The sequence below is a fragment of the Mycobacterium venezuelense genome, assembly GCF_054919535.1.
Genome location: NZ_JBONDW010000017.1, coordinates 38010 through 58181 on the forward strand (window position 1 = coordinate 38010; position 20172 = coordinate 58181).

The window sequence follows — 20172 nt, forward strand, 5'->3', positions numbered from 1 at the left end:
AGATTGTGTGACAAAGCCTTTGCGCGTGGTCGTCTGGTCAACGGGTGGTGTTGGGTCGATCGCGATCGATGCGATATCCAGGCGGCCGGACCTGGAACTGGTGGGCGTGTGGGTGCACTCCGAGGCAAAGGTCGGTCAGGATGCCGGCACGCTCGCCGGAGGTGCGCCGCTGGGCGTGGTGGCCACCGACAACGCCGACGCCCTGATCGCACTGCAGCCCGACTGTGTCGTGTATGCCGCGAGCGGGCCCGACCGTGATGCCGCCGCGGTGCCGGACTACCTGCGCCTGCTCGATTCCGGAATCAACGTGGTGTCAACAACTTCCACAGGACTGGTCTATCCACCGGCGTACTATTCGACGGACTGGCGGAATCAGTTGGAGGCGGCCGCCAAGACCGGGAACGCCTCGTTCTATGCGTCGGGGGTGTTTCCCGGGTTCGGATCCGATCACTTGGCGCTTGTATTGGCAACGCAGTCGAAGAAGATCGACCGAATCACGGTCTCCGAGATTTCGCTCAACGACCACTATCCGGTGGCGGACGTGATGATGGACGGCATGGGATTCGGGCGCCCACTGGATTTCGAGCCGATGCTCAAGACGCCAGGGTTCATCGAGATGGCATGGAAAGCACCGATCCACCTCATGGCCGATGCGCTCGGCGCCGAGGTGTCAGAGATCCGCGGGACACTCGACCGGTGCATCACCGACCGCGACATCGAGGTGGCGTTCGGAACCATCCCGGCGGGCACGTGCGGCGCGGTATGCACCCGCGCGGCCGGTGTTGTCGACGGCCGTGAGGCGATCGTGATCGAACACATCATCCGGATGTCGCGCGACGTTGCACCGGACTGGCCGACCTCGGAGTTCGACGCGGCCTACCGGGTGGACATTGAGGGCCAACCCGACATCCACTGCGCGATGAACCTGGGTGACGCGGCAGGACACGGCGCCGGCCGGGCCGCGATGGCCGCCACGGCGATGCGCGTGGTCAACGCAGTTCCGTTCGTGGTGGATGCGCCTGCGGGCCTGCTGAGCTCGCTGGATATTCCGATCACGTTGCCGCGGTATGCATTCGCTTGATCGGCGAGCAGACACGTAGGTACCCAAAGAGGCGCAATTTGGGGTACCTACGCGTCTGTTCGCGCGATGAGGTCAGCGGCGGACGGCGATGCCCCGGAGTACGGTGTCACGAGCCAGGATCAGCGCATTGCGCGTGCCGATCTGCTGAAGGATGTTCTCGGGGATCCACTGCTCACCGATGATGCACCGGGTCAACATGTCCGCCGTTGGGCTGTCGACATGTATCTCGCCGGCGCGGATCCCTTCGCCCAGCAGAGCTTTCATCTGACGGATCCGGGTGGTGAAGGACCAGGCGGGGTTGGCCGTGTCCGGCGGGGAGTGACGCAGCCACGCCAGTTGAATGCGGAACTCGTCGGGAAACTGGTCGAGGGCGTTGATGTTCAGCCAGCTCAGGGCATCGAGCTTCTGCACGGTCGTGGAGTCCGACCGGACGATGTCGGTCCAGGCACCGCCGACCTTGCGGCCGAACTCCAACATGATGGACATGAGCAGCTCGTCTTTCGAGCCGATGATGCGGTAGACGGTTCCGGTGCCCAATCCCGCGGCGGACGCAATGTCGCGGATCGTCGTCATCTCATAGCCGCGGCGGCCGAACTCCGTGCGCGCGACCGCACGCAGATGGGCGGCCTTGAGGTCGGTTTCGTCCTCGGCGTCGTCCCAACTGTCGATGACGGTTTGCGCCGCGGCGAACGCCTCCGACCGATCGAGCTCGGTATCGGGCGGCGGATCGACGGCGAGACCTTGCAGGGCGATCCGGCTTTTCAACGTGGCCACCTGGTCTGGTGAGGCCTTGTGCCGGATGACGTCGAGGCCGACGTGCAGCATGCTCTGGCACAGCCGGTCGGCGAGTGTAGGAAGGTCGACGTCGGACCGGATGTCACCGCTCCAGCGGCCGGCACGCAGTGCCTGCAACATCGCCGCCTGGACCTTCGACGGTCTGCGAGCAGTCAACTCGATGAGTTCGGGGTCCGCGCTCGGACCCTCGAAGAACGACATCTGCAGGGCGGCCCGGTGCTCGACCGCGCACCGGGCGATGGCGCATCCGAGCGCCGTGATCTGTTCGGTGGCGGGGCCGGTGTCGGGCTCGTCGAGGCGTTCCAGCGCGACCTCGCCGATGCGATCCAGATCGGCGTGATAGAGCCGGATCAGCTCGACGAGGATTGCTTCCTTGGATTCGAAATGGTGATAGAGGCTGCCCGCGAGAATGCCTGCCGCATCGGCGATCTGCTGCAGCGAGCTACGCAGGCCGGTGGTGGCGATGACGGAGTTCGCGGTCTTGAGAATCTCGGTGCGCCGCGTGGGATCGGCTGCGGCGGAGTCGGGAACGGCGGTGAGCTTGGCAGCGGTCGCGCTCTTCTTGCCCGCGGGACGACCGCGTTTGGGGTTTCGCCCCGCCTCGGCCATCGCTCCTCCTTCGTCCGCGCCGACAGAGACCGAAAACTCGATCCTACCGATCGGCCACCGAACTGCGGGTTTGCGGGAACGCGACGTCGGCGTTGTCCGGCATCGCACTGACGCCCCGTCGGTCACACACCTGCAGTACCTCGTCGACGATGGAGTCCGGCACGATGAACCTGTCGGTGGAGGACAATTCGTCCAGGTGTTTCTCGATGTCCTCGGCCGAAGGCTCAGTGTCCTCGTCGGCCAGCCAGCCGTCGCTCAGCCCGGCGAACACCCGGGCGTAGCGTCCGGCGCACGCCGAGTAGTTGCGGTGCGTCAGGGTGCAGCTTCTGCTTGCGAGGAAGATCACCAGCGGTACGACCAACTCGGGACGAATGGCACGCATGAAGCCGGACTCGGCCAGGAATTTCTCGTCTCCGACCGTCTCGGTGACCATTCGCGAAAAACCGGTGGGTAGAACGGTATTGGAGCTGATTCCGTGTTCAGCGCCTTCGATCGCGATGACGTTGGACAGGCCGACGAGTCCGGTCTTGGCTGCGGCGTAGTGCGCCTCCATCGGTTGTCCGAAATTGCCTGCCGACGATGAGATGAATACGAATCGCCCGTAGCGTTGTTTCATCATCACCCGGTATGCGGGCTGGCTCAGGTAGAAACCCCCGTCGAGATGCACCCGCAGCATGCGTCGCCAGTTGTCCCCGCTGAGTTGTTCGAACGGAATGCTGTTGAAGATGCCTGCGTTGCTGATCACGGCGTCGAGCCGGCCGAAGTTCTCGACGGCCGAGTCGACGATCGCCTGTCCACCTTGGGCAGTGTCCACCGACTCGTAGGACGCGACTGCTCGGCCGCCGGCTTTCGTTATCTCCTCCACGACCTGGTCGGCGACGCTGGTATCCGAGCCTTCGCCGTGCATGGTGCCACCGATGTCGTTGACGACCACCGACGCGCCCCGGCGAGCCAGATCGATGGCATAGAGCCGGCCCAGCCCGCGTCCGGCGCCAGTCACCACGGCAACCTGGCCGGTGAAGTCGATCATGTTGCGCTCCTCGCCTATCCGAATTCCGCGGCCCGATGATTGACTTCCGGTCGCGCCGAACTCTACGGTGGAACAGATATTTGGTCAAAGGTTGATGCGGAGGTGGTCGGTGTCCGACGAACTCCCCGGCCTCGGCATGCTGGCTTCTGCTCTCGCCGGCCACCCGGTCGCGGTGGCCCCACTCGCGCCTGGTGAACCGCCGTGGACGGACGGCCAAACCATCTTCGTCGCCCCCTCGGAGCCGGCGCGTGACCAACTTGAATCGGTGGCGGTACAGGCGTCGTTGATCGCTGCGGGGAGCCTGGTGCCCGAAGCGGTCGGCGCCATGGTTCGCCATCCACGGCTGGCGAAGCGCTATCTGGCCGTGGAGGGGCATCGCGCGCTGCTGGCCAACGGTTCGCTGCTGCCGGGCATTCTCGGGTCACTGGCCGACCACCGGGTCGGCGGTCGAAGCGATTCAGCCACAAGGTCGCTGGCGATCGCATCGGGCAAGGACGCGCTCGACGATCCACCCGCGGTTTTCGGTGTCATCCGACCGAAGAAGGTGTTGGCGGCGAGCAGTCGTGCGGTTCACCAGTCAGATCACGGGACGCCCGGACACGTCCCGAGAGGACGCGACAGCAAGCAGGCGTTCGAGGAGCTCGACGACGGCGAGGTCGACGACACCGACGAACCCGATTTGTTCACCAGCCCCGTCGGCGGCGGTGGTGCGATCGGCACATGGCTGAAGAAGTTGTTGTCCTCGGCGCGGAAGACGGGCAGCGGCGGCGGACCGCCCGGCGCCGATTCGCCGACGCATCGGGTCAATTCGGCCAAGCGTGGCTCGAATGCGGTGGTGTCGTCGGCCTCTGCGTCTACCGAAGAGATCGCCGACGTCGAATCGGACGGCTTCACCTATCCGGAATGGGACGTCAACCGAAAGAGCTACCGGCCGGACTGGTGCACGGTACGTGAGGTCGAGCCGCGGGTGTTGGCGTCCGCCTCGCAGGCCATCGACGCCGCCATCGGCGTGCGACGGCCGCTCGCGCGTCTCGGGATGGGCCTGCACCGTCGTCATCGCCAGTCCCAGGGCGACGACATCGACATCGATGCCGCGATCGAGGCGCGGGTGGAAGCGAGGGCGCGGTCGGTGCCGGACGAGGCCGTCTACCTGGACAGCCTGCGCCGCCGTCGTGATCTGTCGGTGCTCGTGCTGCTCGACGTTTCGGGTTCCACGGCGGAGCCGGGCACCGTCGGGCGCACCGTGCATCAGCAGCAGCGGGAGGCGGTGGCCAACTTGACGGTCGCGCTGCACGACCTCGGTGACCGGGTCGCGCTGTACGCCTACTGCTCGCAAGGCCGCAAGGATGTGACGATGGTGCCGGTCAAGCGGTTCGACGACCATCTCGACGCCCGGGTCATCCGGCAGCTCAACAGCCTTGAGCCAGGGGCATATTCGCGACTGGGCGCTGCGATTCGCCATGGCTCGGCGGTGCTGGAGTCCCGTGGTGGGACGTCGCGGCGACTTCTCGTGGTGGTGTCCGACGGTCTGGCCTACGACCACGGCTACGAGCGGCCCTATGGTGCGGCCGATGCGCGCCGGGCGCTGACCGAGGCTCGGCGTCGGGGAACCGGCTGTGTGTGCCTGACCGTGGGGGCGAGCACCGACGTCGTATCGCTGCGCAGGGTGTTCGGCAGCGCGGCCCACGCGACGGTCGGCCGCCCCGACCAGCTCGCGGGTGTGATCGGCCCGCTGTTCCGGTCGGCTCTGCGCGCGGCAGAGGTCCGACGGAGGGTGGCTTGATGGCGCTGTCCCACAATGGAGTTGAAGAAGTGAACATCGCACCGCCTCAGGCTGATACGGCACGCCCCTACTACACGCCGGTCGGGAACGAGGAGTCGGTCTTCAAGGCCGCCTACCGTCAAGGGCTTTCGATCGTCCTGAAGGGTCCGACCGGCTGCGGCAAGACCCGTTTCGTCGAGGCGATGGCGCACGACCTCGGTCGGCCTCTGGTCACGGTCGCATGCCACGACGACCTCACCACAGCGGATCTCGTCGGCCGCTACCTGCTTCGCGGTGATGAGACGGTCTGGGTGGACGGTCCGCTCACCCGGGCGGTGCGCGAAGGTGCGATCTGCTACCTGGACGAGGTGGTCGAAGCCCGCCAGGACACGACCGTCGTGCTGCATCCGCTCGCCGACCACCGGCGCCAGCTGCCCATCGAGCGCCTCGGTGTCACGCTCGACGCCGCGCCGGGCTTCGGCCTGGTGGTGTCCTATAACCCCGGCTACCAAAGCGTCCTCAAGGATCTCAAGGACTCGACGCGCCAACGGATGGTCGCGATCGAATTCGGTTACCCTGCAGCCGAAGTCGAAGAGATGATCGTCGCGCACGAGGCCTGCGTCGATTCCACGACGGCCGCCGAGCTGGTGCGCTTCGGTCAGGCGATCCGGCGACTGGAGACCGGGGGACTGCGCGAAGTCGCATCGACCCGGGTGCTGATCGCGGCGGGCCGGCTGACCGCGGAGGGCCTGACCTTGCGTGAGGCAGCGCAAGCGGCGATTGCCGGCCCGCTCACCGACGATGCCTCGGTGAGTCGCGGTTTGGCGGAGATGATCGAGGTCTACCTCGGTGAGGCCGGTCATTGACGCTGTACCGCACCGCCATTAGTGTCTGAACAAATATTAGGTTTCTCGATCCACAACCGAACCCGCCCAGGAGGTTGGATGTCGTACGAGAGCACCGCGGAGCCCATCAAGGTCGGCTACCTGATGGACTTCAAGCTGCCGCCGGGGTTCCCGGAGGAACTGCGGGCCTCATTCACCCAGACTTTCGACCTCGTATTCGCCGAGGCCGTCGAGCAGGGGCTGATGGACCGTCCGGTGCAGATGATCTACCGCGAGGTGGAGGGACTGCCGAAGGGTTCGGTCAAGGCGGTCATCGATGCCTACGGTGAACTCGTCGACGAGGGCTGCCTGGTGGTGTTCGGACCCAACATCACCGACAACTGCGTGCCGGTGCGCGAGGCGATCGAGGAGCGCTTCAAGGTGCCGGCGATCAGCGTCACGGGAACCGACGACTGGCTCGGGGAATGGACGTTCGCCTTCCCTCAAGGGTCGATGACCGACGAACCCATCTTTATCGCGGACCTCGTCGCGAAGCGGGGCCTGACCGATGTCGGTGTACTGGTCGAGCAGAATCTGATCGGCGACAGCTATCTGAAGAATCTGCGAACTGCGTGCGCTCGCAAGGGTATTCGCATCGTCGCCGAAGCCGCGATCGCGCAGACGGCGCAGGACATCAACGCCGCGGTCAGCACACTGCACGAAGCGAAGGCCGAGGCTATCGTGCATCTCGGGTTCGGTTTCGGAATCGTCTTCATCAATCCGGCACTTGAGGCCGTCGACTGGGATCCACCACGCTTCACCACCACCGCTTTTCAGAACGCGTGGGTCAACCCGATCATGTGGCAGGCGTTCCTCGGCTGGGTCGGCGTCGATCAGTACGACGAGGGCAACCCGATCGGGCAGTCCTGGCTCGACCGATATGCGAAGAGGTACAACGGAAGCCGCCCTGAGTACTGTGTGTCCGTCGTCAACCATGACGTCGCCGCCACGCTGGTGCGCGCCTTCACCGACGCGCACCCGCTCAGTCCGCGCGGCGTCAAGGAAGCGCTCGAGCGGGTGAAGATGATGCCCGCCGCCTCCGGTGCCCCCGGAACCCGGGTGTCCCTGGGCAAGTGGACGCGACGCGCATGGATGGGCCCGGGATATCTGGTTGCCCGCACGCTCGATCCGGACGGGGTCAATTCGCATCTGGTCGACCGCTTCGGTGCGGAGTGACGACATGACGGTCCAGGAGGAACAAGCGCCGGCGGGAGCCAAGAAGAACCGCGGCAGCCTGGGGTCGTGGCTGGCGGGCATCGGACTGCTCGCGTTCGTCGGGCTGTTCCTGGCCGTCTCGCGCACCGAACTCGACCCGCGCGTCGCCAATCCGAACGTGGCGGGAAGGCCGCGTCCGGTCGAGTATCTCTTCGGGTTCGACCATTGGATGTGGTTCGTCCAACTCGGCACCGCGCTGCTGCTGGTGACGCTCGTCGTCGTCTTCGTCATCGGCTGGCGACGCAACCCGGGCAGTCCGGTGATGTTGATGTTCCTGGTCACCACGTTGATCGTGTGGCAGGACCCGATCATGAACTGGGCGCCGTTCGCGGTGTACAACCCCGATCTGCTGCACTGGCCGGAATCGTGGCCGCTGATCATGATGTCGCCGACGGTCGAACCATTCATCGTGTTCGGCTACGTGACGTTCTACTTCGGCCCGTACTTCGTCGCGGTGTGGATCCTGCGCAAGCTGCAGGCGAAACGGCATCCCGCGGCGTTCGTCTGGCGTCATCCGTTGATCAGCCTCGGGCTGTTGATCCTGGTGATCGGTTTCGTGTTCGACGCGGCACTCGAGATCGGTTCGATCCGCACCGGCATGTACATCTATTCGCAGGTGATTCCGTTCGGGTCGATCTTCGTCGGCACACCATTCCAGTTCCCACTGATCTGGGAGTCCCTCGCGGTCACCTTCGTGATGATCCCCGCGGGCATCCTGGTCTACCGCGACGACACCGGAAAGTCGGTCGCGGAGAAGCTCGCGGCCAAAGCGAGAATTTTCCCCACGAAGCCCGTGCTCGGCACGTTCCTGGTGATGTTCGCGATCATCAACGTTGCCTACTTCACCTACGGCGCGTGGTTCTGGGCCATCAAGGCCAGCGGGCAGGCCACGGCGGTTGCCTGCCCCTGGCCGTATCCCGAGGCGAAAGTCTATGACCCGCAAGGGTATTACCGGGCGAATGGCGCAGAAGGGCCGTATTCGGTTGGCAAGTGGTCCACGTGGCAGCAAGGGCCGTTCGGCAACGTCGACGTCGAGCTGGGTTCGAAGAGCGATCGGTGCGCACCGGAGAACCGCGATGGCTGAGCCGAGGACTGTCGTCATCACCGGCGCCTCCCGCGGGCTCGGCTTCGCCTCGGCTACGCGCCTGTATCGCGAGGGGTGGCGCGTGGTCGCGGCGATGCGCACGCCGGACCGGGGGATGCCGCTGTTGCGCGAGGCGACCGGAGCCGTCGAGGACGACGACCGGCTGATCGGCGTCCAACTCGACCTCACCGATGCCGCGTCTGTCACCGCGGCGGCCAAGTCGATCGAAGCGGCCGCCGGCGCGCCGTACGCCATCGTGCACAACGCCGGGATCTCCGCCGCAGGGATGGTGGAGGAGACGCCGGCCGATCTGTGGGAGCGGATGTTCGCGACCAACATCTTCGGCCCGGTCCTGTTGACCAAGGATCTGCTGCCGTCGATGCGGGCCGCGGGTACCGGACGCATCGTGCTGGTGTCCAGCCAAGGTGGTGTGCGGGGAATGCCCGCGACCGCACCGTATTCCGCGGTCAAGGGGGCGCTCGAGCGGTGGGGCGAGTCGATGGCCGGGGAAGTCGCGCCGTTCGGAATCGGGGTGACGGTCATCGTCACGGGTACCTACGACACCGAGATCATCACCGACGCCGGCACCACCGACTGCCGCCGGCTCGACGGACCGTATGCCCGCCATCACCAGACCATGGACAAGCGCGGCCGTGCCGCCATGCGGATGGCGGCACGCTCTCCCGACAAGTTCGCAGTCGGGCTGGTGAAAGCACTCGACAGCTCGAAACCATTCGTCAAGAAAGCAATAGGGCCCGACGCGCGAATGCTGTTGATTGCCAGTCGATTACTCCCTTCGGCGGGATTGCACCAGATGACGCGTCTGATGATGGGGATTCCGCGGTTCGGCGCGCTGCGGGGAGAAGGTGCAGACCATGCCTGATTTCGAATCCCGGATGTTGATCGACGGCAAGCTCGTCGACGGCGAAGCCGGGACATTCCGCAACGTCAACCCGGCCAATGAAGAAGTGCTCGGCGAGGTGTCGGATGGCTCCAAAGCCGACATGCACCGGGCGATCGACGCCGCTCGGCGGGCGTTCGACGAGACCGAATGGTCCACCAGTCATCGGTTCCGCAAGCGATGCCTCGAACAGTTGCACGACGCGATCGAGGGCGAAATCGAGGAGTTCCGCGAGGAACTCATCGCCGAGGTCGGCGCTCCACGAGCCGTCACACACGGCCCGCAACTCGATGCCCCGTTGGCCGATGGGCTCAAGTACCCGGCCAGGCTGATCGAAACCTTTCCGTGGGAAACCGATCTCGGCGACACCGTGGTATCCGTCACCGGCGTCAACACCACCCGCAAGGTGTGGCACGAGCCGGTAGGCGTGGTCGGCGCCATCACGCCCTGGAACTTCCCGTTCGAGGTGACGATCAACAAACTGGGCCAGGCATTGGCGACCGGCAACACCGTCGTCCTCAAACCCGCGCCCGACACTCCGTTCAATGCCACCCGGTTGGGCCGACTGATCGCCGAGAACACAGACATCCCGGCGGGTGTGGTCAATGTCGTGACGGCATCGGACCACCTGGTCGGTGAGGAACTCACGTTGTCACCGAAGGTGGACATGATCTCGTTCACCGGTTCCACATCGGTGGGCAAGCGGATCATGGAAAAGGGTGCGGCCACGATGAAGCGGCTCTTCCTCGAACTCGGTGGCAAGTCGGCGACCATCGTGCTGGAAGATGCCGATTTCAACTCCGCATGTTTGATCGGGATCGGCCCACTGATGCACGCCGGGCAGGGCTGCGCGGCGCCCACCCGGATGCTGCTGCCGCGGTCACGTTACGACGACGGTGTCGCGATCCTCAAGGCCATGTACGAGAACATTTCCGCCGGAGACCCGCAGGATCCCGGCACCATCTGCGGCCCGGTCATCTCAGCCAAGCAGCAGGCCCGCATCCTCGGCTATATCCGGAAGGGCGTCGACGAGGGGGCCACAATGCTCGTCGGCAGTACCGAACCCCCGAAACAGTTCGACAGGGGATTCTGGGTCAACCCAACGCTTTTCACCGACGTCGACAATTCGATGACCATCGCCCGGGAGGAGATCTTCGGACCCGTCCTGGCCGTCATACCGTACGAGGACGAACAGGATGCGATTCGCATCGCCAACGACAGCCCGTACGGACTCGCCGGCAACGTCATGTCGAACTCGCTGGAGCGTTCGCTTGCCGTGGCTCGTCGGCTGCGTGCCGGATTCATCGGACTGAACGGCACCGCGGGCTACGGCGCCGATACGCCGTTCGGCGGCTACAAGGACAGCGGTGTCGGACGTCAGAACGGTATCGCGGGATTTCAGCAGTACACCGAAATCAAGTCCGTCGCATATCCGGCCGGCTAGGAGCAGCATGGAACAGCTTTTTGACGACCTCGAGGACTTCGGGTCCTTCGACGATGCCGTCTCGGGTGACGTTCGGGACCCCTACCCGGAACTCGCGAGACTTCGGCGCGAGGAGCCGATCCAGCGGATCGACATGTCGGCGATGCCCGGGGAAGAGGGCAAACCCGTATTCATCGTGTACCGCTACGAGGATGCCCAGCAGATGCTGCGGGACAACCTGACATTCTCGTCGTCGGGCGTCATCGCCGCTTTCGGCCCGGTGCTCGGTGAACGCGTGATGCTGGGCATGGACGAACCGGTGCACGGCCGGCTCCGCTCACTGGTATCGAAGGCGTTCTCGCAAAAGGCCTTGGCGCGCTGGGAAGACGAACTGGTCGGGCGTGTGGGCAACGAACTCATCGACAAGTTCGCGGACAACGGCAAGGCCGACCTGGTCAAGGAGTTCACGTTCGACTATCCGAGCCGGATCATCGCCGGCCTGCTGGGGTTGCCGGAGCAGGACTATCCGCAGTTCCAACGCTGGTCCATATCGCTGTTGAGCTGGATCATGAACCCGGAACGCGGATTGGCCGCGTCGGCTGCGCTGTGCGAGTACTTTGCGCCGATCCTGGAGGCCCGCCGCGCCGAGCCGAAGGAAGACATGATCAGCCTGCTCGCCGAGGCCGAGATCGACGGCGAGAAGCTCACCGACGAGGAGATCTTCTCGTTCTTGCGGCTCCTGCTGCCCGCGGGCGTGGAAACCACGTATCGCTCGCTGGGAAACCTGCTCTTCGGATTGCTTTCGGACACCATGCAACTGGACGCGGTTCGCGCCGACCGGTCGCTGCTGCCGCAGGCCATCGAGGAGGCGGTGCGCTGGAATCCGCCCCTGCTGACCATCACCCGCACCACCACCCGCGATACCGAACTCGGCGGCGTTCGCATTCCTGCGGGGTGTTCGGTGCTTCCGATGCTCGGTTCGACGAACAGACAGGAAGATCGATGGGAAGACCCGGACGAGTTCGACATCTTCCGCACCCCGAAGGGCAACCTCGGCTGGGGACACGGTGTGCACGTGTGCCTGGGTATGCATCTCGCGCGCCTCGAAATGCGCACTGCCGTCAACCTTCTGCTGGACCGATTACCCAATCTGCGGCTGGACCCCGACGGAGACGATCCCCATATCCGCGGGCAGGTGTTCCGTTCCCCGACTTCACTGCCCGTGCTGTTCGACCTGCTCGCGCAGCGAAAGGATGCCGCAGATGACTGACTTCGACAACGTGGATTTCTTCACCGACGCGGAGCTCATCCCGGACCCGTATCCGTACTTCGATCACCTGCGGTCGAAATGCCCTGTCACCCAGGCCACCCCGTTCAACGTGCTGGCGGTCACCGGCTACGACGAAGCGCTGGCCGTCTACAAGGACCCGGCGTTCTCGTCGTGCGTCTCGGTCGCAGGACCGTTCTCGGGATTGCCTTTCGGGCCGGAGGACAGCGACGACGTCTCGGACCTGATCGAGCGACACCGCGGTCAGGTCCCGATGTCCGAGCACATCACCTCACAGGACCCTCCGCTGCACACGCGCACCCGCGGCCTGATGAACAAGCTGATCACCCCCAAGCGGCTCAAGGAAAACGAAGACTTCATGTGGCGGCTGGCCGACCAGCAACTCGACACGTTCATCGAGAAGGGTGGCTGCGAGTTCCTCGGCGACTATGCGAAGCCCTTCTCGCTCCTGGTGATCGCCGACCTCCTGGGTGTGCCTGCTGACGATCACGAGGAATTCAAGGCGGCGTTCGCGCTGGAAACCGTCGGTGAGCTCGGTAAGGAGGCACCGACCACGCACAACCCTCTGCAGTGGCTCAACGACAAGTTTCACACCTACATCGAGGACCGCAGGCGCGTGCCACGTGAGGACGTGCTGACCGGGCTCGCGCAGGCCAAGTACGAGGACGGGTCGACACCCGAGATCGAAGACGTGATGAACCTGTCGACGTTCTTGTTCGCCGCCGGCACCGAGACGACGACGAAGCTGGTCAGCTCGGCGGTGCGGTTCATCGGGGACAACCCCGGATTCGAAAAGCTGCTGCGGGACGATCGCAGCAAGATCCCGGCCTTCCTGGAGGAGACGCTGCGATTGGAGAGCCCGGTCAAGTCGCATTTCCGGATGGCGAGCAAGACGACCAGCATCGGCGACGTGGAGGTACCCGCGGGGACGACTGTCATGGTGCTTCCCGGCGCCTGTAATCGCGATGAACGGAAGTTTCCCGACCCCAACACTTTCCGCCCGGACCGGCCCAACGTGCGTGAGCAGATCGCGTTCATCCGCGGTGCCCACTCGTGCCCGGGTGCGCCGCTCGCGCGTACCGAGGGCCGGATCTCGCTGAACCGGATCCTCGACCGGATGAGCGATATCGCGATCTCGACCGAACACCACGGCCCACCCGGGAACCGTGCCTACACCTACGAGCCCACCTTCATCATGCGGGGTCTTGCCGAACTACACATCACGTTCACCCCGGTCACCTAATCCGGCGAGCAGACGCAGACTCGCACAGAATGCCGCTGATTGTGCGACTTTGCGTCTGCTCGCGGTGGAAGAGTAAGGAGCACACATGGCTGGAAAACTCGACGGCAAGGTCGCGTTCATCACCGGCGCGGCGCGCGGGCAGGGACGCGCCCACGCGATCGCGATGGCCAACGAAGGCGCCGACATCATCGCGGTCGACATCTGCCGCGACATCCCTTCCAACCCTTACCCGTTGGCCACACCGGAGGACCTTGCCGAAACCGAACGGGCGGTCAAAGAACTCGGGCGCCGCATCGTCGCGCGGGTGGCCGACGTTCGTGAGCGCCACGAGTTGCGCGATGCCGTCGAGGCGGGGATCGCGGATCTCGGCGGGGTCGACATCGTCGTAGCCAACGCGGGCATCCTGCCGATGGCGATGGGCAATCCTGATCCGATGGGATTCGTCGACGCCTCGGACGTCGATCTGGTGGGCGTGATGAACACCGTCGCGGTCGCGATCCCGCATCTGCCCGACGGTGGGTCGATCATCGTGACCGGGTCCACCGCCGGCATGATCCGCGGCACCACCACCAGTCCGGACATGGGCCCCGGCGGTGCCGGCTACGGTTGGAGCAAGCGCATCGTCATGGAGTACGTCGACGAGATGTGTCTTCATCTGGCGCCGCGGATGATCCGCGTCAATGCCATCCATCCGACCAACTGCAACACTCACCTGCTGCAGAACGAGGGCATGTACGGAGTGTTCCGGCCCGACCTCAAAGCCGAGGGCAAGACGCCGACCCGTGAGGACGCCGAACCGCTGTTCTCGCTTTTTCAGGCCATGCCGATCCCCTACATCGAACCTGAGGACACGGCCAAACTCGGTGTGTTCCTGGCCAGCGACGACAGCCGCTACATCACCGGGCAGCACATCCGCGTCGATGCCGGTTCACTACTCAAGTGGCCCAACGGTCCTGGGGGCTAGCGGTCAGTCCGGTCGGTGCAGGAACCCGTGCAGGATCGCCTGGACGAGTTCGTCGACGATCGCCTCACGCGACGGGGGTGTGTTCCCGAAGAACGTCGACCGCAGGGCGACCATGCCGACGATCATCGCGACCGTCGAATGGGCGGGCAGATCGGGCTGGCCCGAATGCAATCCGCGCAGGCGCATGCCCTCGGTGCTGATCTGGCCGAGCACCTGCAGCGCTCGCCGGATGTCGGCGATGCCCGCGCTCTCGATCTCGTCCTCGCTGAGTCCATCCGACGCGACGAGTGTCAGCAGGAGCCCTTTGTGCTCGACGAGTACGTCGTAGAGCCGGCCGACGAACTGTCGGGACAACTCTTGTTCGTCGGTCTCCTCGGGGTCGATAGCTTGCCAGGTCTCACCGAACTCGTCGACGAACTGGGTGAACGGCAGCACCAGAGCTTCCCGGAAAAGCCCGGCCTTCGAGCCGAAGTGGCGAAACAACAGGTACTCGGTGACGCCGGCGGCCTCGGCGATCTCGCGGGTGGTTGTCGCGCGGTAATCCTGGCGGGCGAACCGCTCACGAGCGGCGTCCAACAGGAGTCGGCGCACCTCGCCGCGCGGCCGCCGGACGGCCTGGACCTCGACGGCGGTCTGCTTCTTCGACGAACTTCGCTGGGACACCGACATTCACCATAGTCCGGCCTTGACCGTCCCATTTGTAATAGTGTCCACTATTAATGCTGGTTTCGGCGTCCGAAGGAGGCAGGTGTGGGCGCAATCATCATGCTCGGCACCCTTTTTGGTTTGATCGCCCTGATCGTCGGCCTTGTGCTGTATTTCGATCCCGAGGCGCGTCGTGCCGACTCGGGGGAGGATCGGTGAACGTCCAGTTCCTGATCAACGCCGGTGTCGCATTCGCCTACGTCACCGGCTTGGGTTTTCTTGCGACCGGTGTCTACTTGAGCTACCGGCGCGGGCGGCTGCATCCCTTGCTCCTGCTGTGCATTTCGGCGCTCTCGTTCTCGTGGATCGAGGCGCCGTACGACTGGGCAATGTATGCGCAGTTCCCGCCGGCGCTCCCGCGCATGCCGTCGTGGTGGCCACTCAACATGACGTGGGGCGGCCTGCCGTCGGCGGTACCCGTCGGCTATATGGGCTACTTCGTGCTGCCCGCCATCATCGGTGCGGCACTGGGGCGCTGGGTGTGTCGGACACGGCAGTGGCGTCGTCCGCAGACACTGCTGGTGGTGGGCTTTGCGGTCGGCTTCTGCTGGGCGTTGTTCTTCAACGCGATCATCGGGGCACGGCTCGGCCTGTTCTACTACGGCTATGTGATCGAGGGGCTGGCGCTGTGGGAGGGCACCAAGCACCAGTACCCGGTCTACGACGCCATCGCGATGGGTGTGCAGATGATGGTGTTCACCTATCTGCTGGGCCGCACGGATTCCCAGGGGCGCAACGTCATCGAGATGTGGGCGGACAAGGTCTCCAAGACGCGGCTGCAATCGGCGCTGGTGTCGGTCCTGGCGGCGATCGTCGTTGGACACGCGGTCTACGCATCGGTCTTCGCGCCGCATCTCGTGACGAAGCTGGGGGGCTTCGTGACCGAGGGGCCGACGGAGCAGCTCTTTCCCGGCGTGGAAAACCAACCCAGATAGGTGTCTACTGTGGCGATCGATCAGGCTACCCAGCCGTATTACGACCCGTTCGACTACGACATCGACGACGATCCCTACCCGGTGTGGAAACGCATGCGGGCGCAGGCCCCGCTGTACTTCAACGACAAGTACAGCTTCTACGCACTGAGCCGTTACGACGATGTGGCGCGCGCACTGCCGGATTGGCAGACATACCGGTCGGGGCGCGGCACGACCGCCGACATCCTGTTCAGCGGTATCGAAGTGCCGCCCGGGATCCTGCTGTTCGAGGACCCGCCGCTACACGATCTGCACCGGCGCCTGTTGTCGCGTGTGTTCACCCCTCGCCGCATGCTGGCCGTGGAGGACCTGGTCCGTGGATTCTGTTCGCGCGCACTGGATCCGCTCCGGGATGCCGACGGCTTCGACTTCGTCGCCGACCTCGGCGCCATCATGCCGATGCGCACGATCGGCTACCTGCTGGGTATTCCCGAAGAAGGCCAACAACAGATCCGCGATCTCACCGACCGGAGCATCACGTACGAGTCCGGCGATGTCAGCGCGACGGTGTTCGCCGATTCGCTCGCGATGTTCGCCGACTACATCGAGTGGCGTGCGACGCATCCCTCCGACGACCTGATGACGGAACTGCTCAACGCGGAGGTCGAGGAATCGGGCGGAAGCCGGCGTCGGCTCGAGCGCACCGAGGTGCTGGCGTACACCGCGATGATCGCCGGGGCCGGGAACGAAACCACCGCACGGCTCATCGGGTTCATGGGACAGCTGCTCGGTGAACACCCCGAGCACCGGCACGAACTCGTCGCGAATCCATCGCTGATCCCCGCTGCGGTCGAGGAGACCCTGCGATATGAGCCGCCGTCACCGGTACAGGCTCGTTATGTGGCACGGGATGTCGAACTGTACGGACACACGGTCGTCGAAGGGTCGTACATGTTGCTGCTCAACGGGTCGGCCAATCGCGATGAGTCGCGGTACGTCGATCCCGACCGCTTCGACATCCACCGCAAAGGCGGTCATCTCAGTTTCGGTCAAGGACTGCACTTCTGCCTCGGCTCGGCTCTTGCCCGGCTGGAGGCCAGGGTCGCATTCGAGGAGGTTTTCAAACGCTGGGCCGATTGGGATGTCGACTACGGCAACGCGCGCAGAGGCCGCACATCGAGTGTGCGGGGCTGGGCCCAACTGCCGGTCAAAACGTCGTGAAGCAGATGTCCCCGGGATCACGTGATCCCGGGGACATCCGCAAAAGCACGGCTCAGTACCTGTTACAGCTGCCTGCGATGGACTGGATGGGGCCGAAGTACTGCGCGGCCATCGGGCTGCCCTGCAGTTGTGTCACGGTCCGCTGGCGTTCGGCCGGCCCGGAGGCCAGGAAGCTGCGCAACGCACCTTGTGCGAACGGCGACGCGTTGAACTGCTGCGCAAGGCCGGGCTCCTGCGCATTGAGCGCCGCCATCACTTGCTCGTACGTGCAAGTCGTGTTGACGACCGCCCCGAAGTCAGGTTCCGCGGATGCGACACCGACCGAGAAGGGCAAAGCAGCCAAGGCGAACCCGCCTGCCGCGATTGCCAGTTTCATGCGTGACAGCTTCACCATGTGTCGCCACCCCCATTCCGTCCGCCCGCAGGCGGTGAGTTTGCTCAGACGTCTACGAGACCCGACCTCGTTCGAGGTTAACAGGCCGGTGTGACAATCCGCTGACTCTCGATCTTGACCAGGGAGTATGACGTCACTCGATGACGGCGCGTTCCTTGCGTTCGGTGATCGGCCTCGCCAGTTCCTGTTCGTTGCAGATCCGCTGGAGCGTTTCCAGCGTCTCGTCCAGACCGGGGCCGAGCGGCTTGCTGGGGGTGAACGTCGCAGGCAGATTGCGCATGCCCTGGATGACGCCGATGGTGTCGTAGTGCACGGTGCCCTCGGGATCGCACACGTAGTCCGGCATCCGGTCGAGAACCGCGGTGAGCATGGATTTGAACACCGTGCGGGCGACATTCGAGCCCACGCAGCGGTGCACTCCGATACCGAAACTGAAGTGCCGGTTGCCCTTGCGATCCATCACGATCTCGTTGGGCTTCTCGAACACCGCCGGGTCCCGGTTGGCCATGGCCCACGACAGCCACAGGCGCTCGTACTTCTTGAACTTCTGTCCCTCGACCTCGACGTCCTCGGAGAACGTGCGGCCGTCGCCCGGCGCGGGCGTGAAGAAGCGCAGGAATTCTTCGGTAGCGGGATGCAGCAGGTTGTCCCGTTCGCGGCTGAGCCGGTCCCGCTCGTCGGGATGTTCACCGAGCCACTCCAGTGCATGTGCCGTGAGAGCCGTGGTGGTGTCGAATCCGCCGCCGATGATCAGACCGAGGTTTCCCAGGATCTCCATGTCGGGAGCCGGCTCGCCGTCGATGCGCAACTGCAGCAAGGCGTTCACCAGACCGGGACGCGGGTTCTGCCGGATCTCCATCATGTTGTTGATGAGATCGATGCCCATCTCGCGGTGCTGCTCGTTGATCTTCTCGCGTTCCGGGGCGTGCTCGGGGGTGTACACCGACGCGTGGGTGGGCTCGCTGTAGACGTTCCACTTCTTCAGATCGATGCCCATCATCGCGAGCGTGAACACCGCGGGCACCACGTTCGCGAGATGTTCGACGAAGTCGATGTGACCCGACTCGATGTGCTCATCGAGTGCGGCACGCGTGATCTCGTCGACGAACGGTTCCCAGCGCTTGATGGCCGCGGGGGACAGGTACGGGTTCAGCGCACCGCGGTAGGCGCTGTGTTCGGGTTCGTCCATCTCCAGGATGCCGCCGCGAACCACCGTGGCACGACTGGCCTTCGGGATCGTGATGCCCTGATAGGGCGTCTCACCGCTGATGTCGTGATGGTTGGACACCACCGGACAGCGCGCCAGTTCGAATACGTGCTTGCTGTCGGCGGCCACCCAGTGCCCGTTGTAGACGTCGGTCCACGCCAAGGGGCACCGGGACTGCATCTCCTCGGTGATCTTCTCGAACTGCAACCGGTATTCCGGCGTGTGCCGGTCGAAGTGGTACGTGTTTTTCTTACGGTCGTCGTCGGTCGTGACATCCTCGATGCTCACGGCGTTGTCTCCCTATGTATTTCGTGGACTCGGACGGCGATCTGCGGTGGTGTTGCCCCCCCGGCTATTCGAGGACGATGGCCTGCTCGGGGCAGGAGTGCGCGGCTTCCTTGACGGCGTCTTCTTGATCAGCAGGCACCACTTCGGATACGGGCGACGCGTGACCGTCGACGTCGTCGAGTTCGAACGAATCAGGCGCGATCATCGAGCACAGGGTGTGGCCCTGGCAGCGTTGTCCGTCAACTGAGACCTTCACAATCGTCAACTCCTTCTACACCGGTGAATTCCGTTGTGGCGCATCACACGTGGTAGTCGTACCACTTGAGGTAGCCGCCGGCGTCGACGCGCAGCTGCATGCCTGTGACGAACCGGGACTCGTCGGAGGCCAGCCACAGCACCGCGTTGCTGATGTCCTGCGGCTCGATCCACGGCACCTTCATGGCCTGCTGGACGTAGAACACCGGCTCGGCGTCGGCCTTCGTCGGGTGCTCCAGGTCCGGCCGGAACGAGCGGTACATCGGTTCGCTCTGCAGCATGTCGGTGTTGCAGTTGGTCGGATGGATGACGTTGGCCCGGATGCCGCGCACCGCCACTTCGGTGGCGAGGTAGTGCACGTACTCGGAGATCATCCGCTTGGACACCATGTAGCCCATGCCTCCGGGATCGCCGCCCGGGTTGGGCTTGTTGTGGGCGTCCATCAGGGCCGCAGCCGACGCGGTCGCGATGATCGACGCGCCCTCGTTCAGGTGGGGCAGCGCGACCTGGATGGCGTTGATGGTTCCCACCAGATTGGTGTTGATGCCGTCGGTCCAAGCCTGCAGCGGGGGCTGGCCCTTCATCGCCGCGACACCGGCCTGGGCCACCACGATGTCGACCTTCCCGAACTCGGCGAGCCCGGCGTCGAGCGCTTCCTTCAGTTGGCTCTCGACCCGCACGTCGGCCTGCGCGGTGACGATGCGGCGGCCCGTCTTCTCGACGAACCGGGCGGTTTCCTCGAGGTCCTCGGGTTTGGCCATCGCATAGCCGACCGTGTCGACGTCCTTACACATGTCGACGGCGATGATGTCGGCGCCCTCTTCGGCCAGCCGGATCGCGTGGCTGCGGCCCTGGCCGCGGGCGGCCCCGGTGATGAACGCGACCTTGCCCTCTACACGTCCCATGTAA

19 protein-coding genes are annotated in these 20172 nt (G+C 64.7%); 12 read left to right on the forward strand and 7 right to left on the reverse strand.

Annotated elements, in window-relative coordinates; translation table 11 throughout:
• Window positions 1–7: 7 nt before the first annotated feature.
• Window positions 8–1081 (forward strand): NAD(P)H-dependent amine dehydrogenase family protein, encoded by a 1074-nt coding sequence (locus tag ACRCUN_RS24730; protein ID WP_462144263.1) that lies wholly within the window; start codon window positions 8–10, stop codon window positions 1079–1081.
• A 72-nt stretch (window positions 1082–1153) separates the two neighbouring features.
• Here the strand turns inward: ACRCUN_RS24730 and ACRCUN_RS24735 are convergent, their stop codons facing one another.
• Both ACRCUN_RS24735 and ACRCUN_RS24740 read right to left on the reverse strand, forming a co-directional pair.
• The gene (locus tag ACRCUN_RS24735; RefSeq protein ID WP_462144264.1) at window positions 1154–2485 is read right to left on the reverse strand and encodes a TetR/AcrR family transcriptional regulator; all 1332 of its coding nucleotides are present in this window, start codon (window positions 2483–2485) and stop codon (window positions 1154–1156) included.
• A 43-nt stretch (window positions 2486–2528) separates the two neighbouring features.
• Window positions 2529–3515 carry an SDR family NAD(P)-dependent oxidoreductase gene (locus ACRCUN_RS24740; RefSeq protein WP_462144265.1) on the reverse strand — a complete coding sequence of 329 codons (987 nt, stop codon included), beginning with the start codon at window positions 3513–3515 and terminating at the stop codon, window positions 2529–2531.
• Window positions 3516–3609: 94 nt separating this feature from the next.
• Here ACRCUN_RS24740 and ACRCUN_RS24745 point away from each other — a divergent pair, with 94 nt between their 5' ends.
• From ACRCUN_RS24745 to ACRCUN_RS24785, 9 genes are all read left to right on the forward strand, one after another.
• On the forward strand, window positions 3610–5298 hold the full coding sequence (locus ACRCUN_RS24745; RefSeq protein WP_462144266.1) for a nitric oxide reductase activation protein NorD: 1689 nt from the start codon (window positions 3610–3612) through the stop codon (window positions 5296–5298).
• A 29-nt stretch (window positions 5299–5327) separates the two neighbouring features.
• Window positions 5328–6143 (forward strand): CbbQ/NirQ/NorQ/GpvN family protein, encoded by an 816-nt coding sequence (locus tag ACRCUN_RS24750; RefSeq protein WP_462144267.1) that lies wholly within the window; start codon window positions 5328–5330, stop codon window positions 6141–6143.
• Window positions 6144–6221: 78 nt separating this feature from the next.
• Window positions 6222–7337 carry an ABC transporter substrate-binding protein gene (locus ACRCUN_RS24755; RefSeq protein ID WP_462144268.1) on the forward strand — a complete coding sequence of 372 codons (1116 nt, stop codon included), beginning with the start codon at window positions 6222–6224 and terminating at the stop codon, window positions 7335–7337.
• Window positions 7338–7341: 4 nt separating this feature from the next.
• The gene (locus tag ACRCUN_RS24760; protein WP_462144269.1) at window positions 7342–8460 is read left to right on the forward strand and encodes a spirocyclase AveC family protein; all 1119 of its coding nucleotides are present in this window, start codon (window positions 7342–7344) and stop codon (window positions 8458–8460) included.
• A complete protein-coding gene (locus ACRCUN_RS24765; protein WP_462144270.1) occupies window positions 8453–9343 on the forward strand; it encodes an SDR family oxidoreductase in 891 nt (296 codons plus the stop codon). The genes ACRCUN_RS24760 and ACRCUN_RS24765 overlap by 8 nt, the downstream gene beginning before the upstream one ends.
• On the forward strand, window positions 9336–10805 hold the full coding sequence (locus ACRCUN_RS24770) for an aldehyde dehydrogenase family protein (RefSeq protein WP_462144271.1): 1470 nt from the start codon (window positions 9336–9338) through the stop codon (window positions 10803–10805). Before ACRCUN_RS24765 ends, ACRCUN_RS24770 begins: the two co-directional genes overlap by 8 nt.
• Window positions 10806–10812: 7 nt before the next feature.
• Window positions 10813–12054 (forward strand): cytochrome P450, encoded by a 1242-nt coding sequence (locus tag ACRCUN_RS24775; RefSeq protein ID WP_462144272.1) that lies wholly within the window; start codon window positions 10813–10815, stop codon window positions 12052–12054.
• Window positions 12047–13315, forward strand: a complete 1269-nt coding sequence (locus ACRCUN_RS24780) for a cytochrome P450 (protein WP_462144273.1) — start codon at window positions 12047–12049, stop codon at window positions 13313–13315. Before ACRCUN_RS24775 ends, ACRCUN_RS24780 begins: the two co-directional genes overlap by 8 nt.
• An 85-nt stretch (window positions 13316–13400) precedes the next feature.
• Window positions 13401–14279, forward strand: coding sequence for a mycofactocin-coupled SDR family oxidoreductase (locus tag ACRCUN_RS24785; protein ID WP_462144274.1), 879 nt, complete (start codon window positions 13401–13403; stop codon window positions 14277–14279).
• A gap of 3 nt (window positions 14280–14282) precedes the next feature.
• On the opposite strand, the gene ACRCUN_RS24790 is transcribed toward ACRCUN_RS24785, so the two are convergent.
• Window positions 14283–14948, reverse strand: a complete 666-nt coding sequence (locus ACRCUN_RS24790) for a TetR/AcrR family transcriptional regulator (protein ID WP_462144275.1) — start codon at window positions 14946–14948, stop codon at window positions 14283–14285.
• A 191-nt stretch (window positions 14949–15139) separates the two neighbouring features.
• Between ACRCUN_RS24790 and ACRCUN_RS24795 the strand changes: the two genes are divergently transcribed.
• Together ACRCUN_RS24795 and ACRCUN_RS24800 are read left to right on the forward strand one after the other, a co-directional pair.
• Window positions 15140–15919: a spirocyclase AveC family protein gene (locus tag ACRCUN_RS24795; RefSeq protein WP_462144276.1), complete on the forward strand. Its 780-nt coding sequence runs from the start codon at window positions 15140–15142 to the stop codon at window positions 15917–15919.
• 93 nt (window positions 15920–16012) lie between these two features.
• The gene (locus ACRCUN_RS24800; RefSeq protein WP_462144369.1) at window positions 16013–17119 is read left to right on the forward strand and encodes a cytochrome P450; all 1107 of its coding nucleotides are present in this window, start codon (window positions 16013–16015) and stop codon (window positions 17117–17119) included.
• 52 nt (window positions 17120–17171) lie between these two features.
• Here ACRCUN_RS24800 and ACRCUN_RS24805 read toward each other — a convergent pair whose 3' ends face one another.
• The 4 genes from ACRCUN_RS24805 to ACRCUN_RS24820 form a co-directional block, all read right to left on the reverse strand.
• Window positions 17172–17495 carry a hemophore-related protein gene (locus tag ACRCUN_RS24805; RefSeq protein ID WP_462144277.1) on the reverse strand — a complete coding sequence of 108 codons (324 nt, stop codon included), beginning with the start codon at window positions 17493–17495 and terminating at the stop codon, window positions 17172–17174.
• Window positions 17496–17646: 151 nt separating this feature from the next.
• A complete protein-coding gene (locus tag ACRCUN_RS24810) occupies window positions 17647–19008 on the reverse strand; it encodes a cytochrome P450 (protein ID WP_462144278.1) in 1362 nt (453 codons plus the stop codon).
• 64 nt (window positions 19009–19072) lie between these two features.
• A complete protein-coding gene (locus ACRCUN_RS24815; RefSeq protein WP_085143733.1) occupies window positions 19073–19264 on the reverse strand; it encodes a ferredoxin in 192 nt (63 codons plus the stop codon).
• Between the two features lie 43 nt (window positions 19265–19307).
• A complete protein-coding gene (locus ACRCUN_RS24820) occupies window positions 19308–20168 on the reverse strand; it encodes a mycofactocin-coupled SDR family oxidoreductase (protein WP_462144279.1) in 861 nt (286 codons plus the stop codon).
• Window positions 20169–20172: the final 4 nt, after the last annotated feature.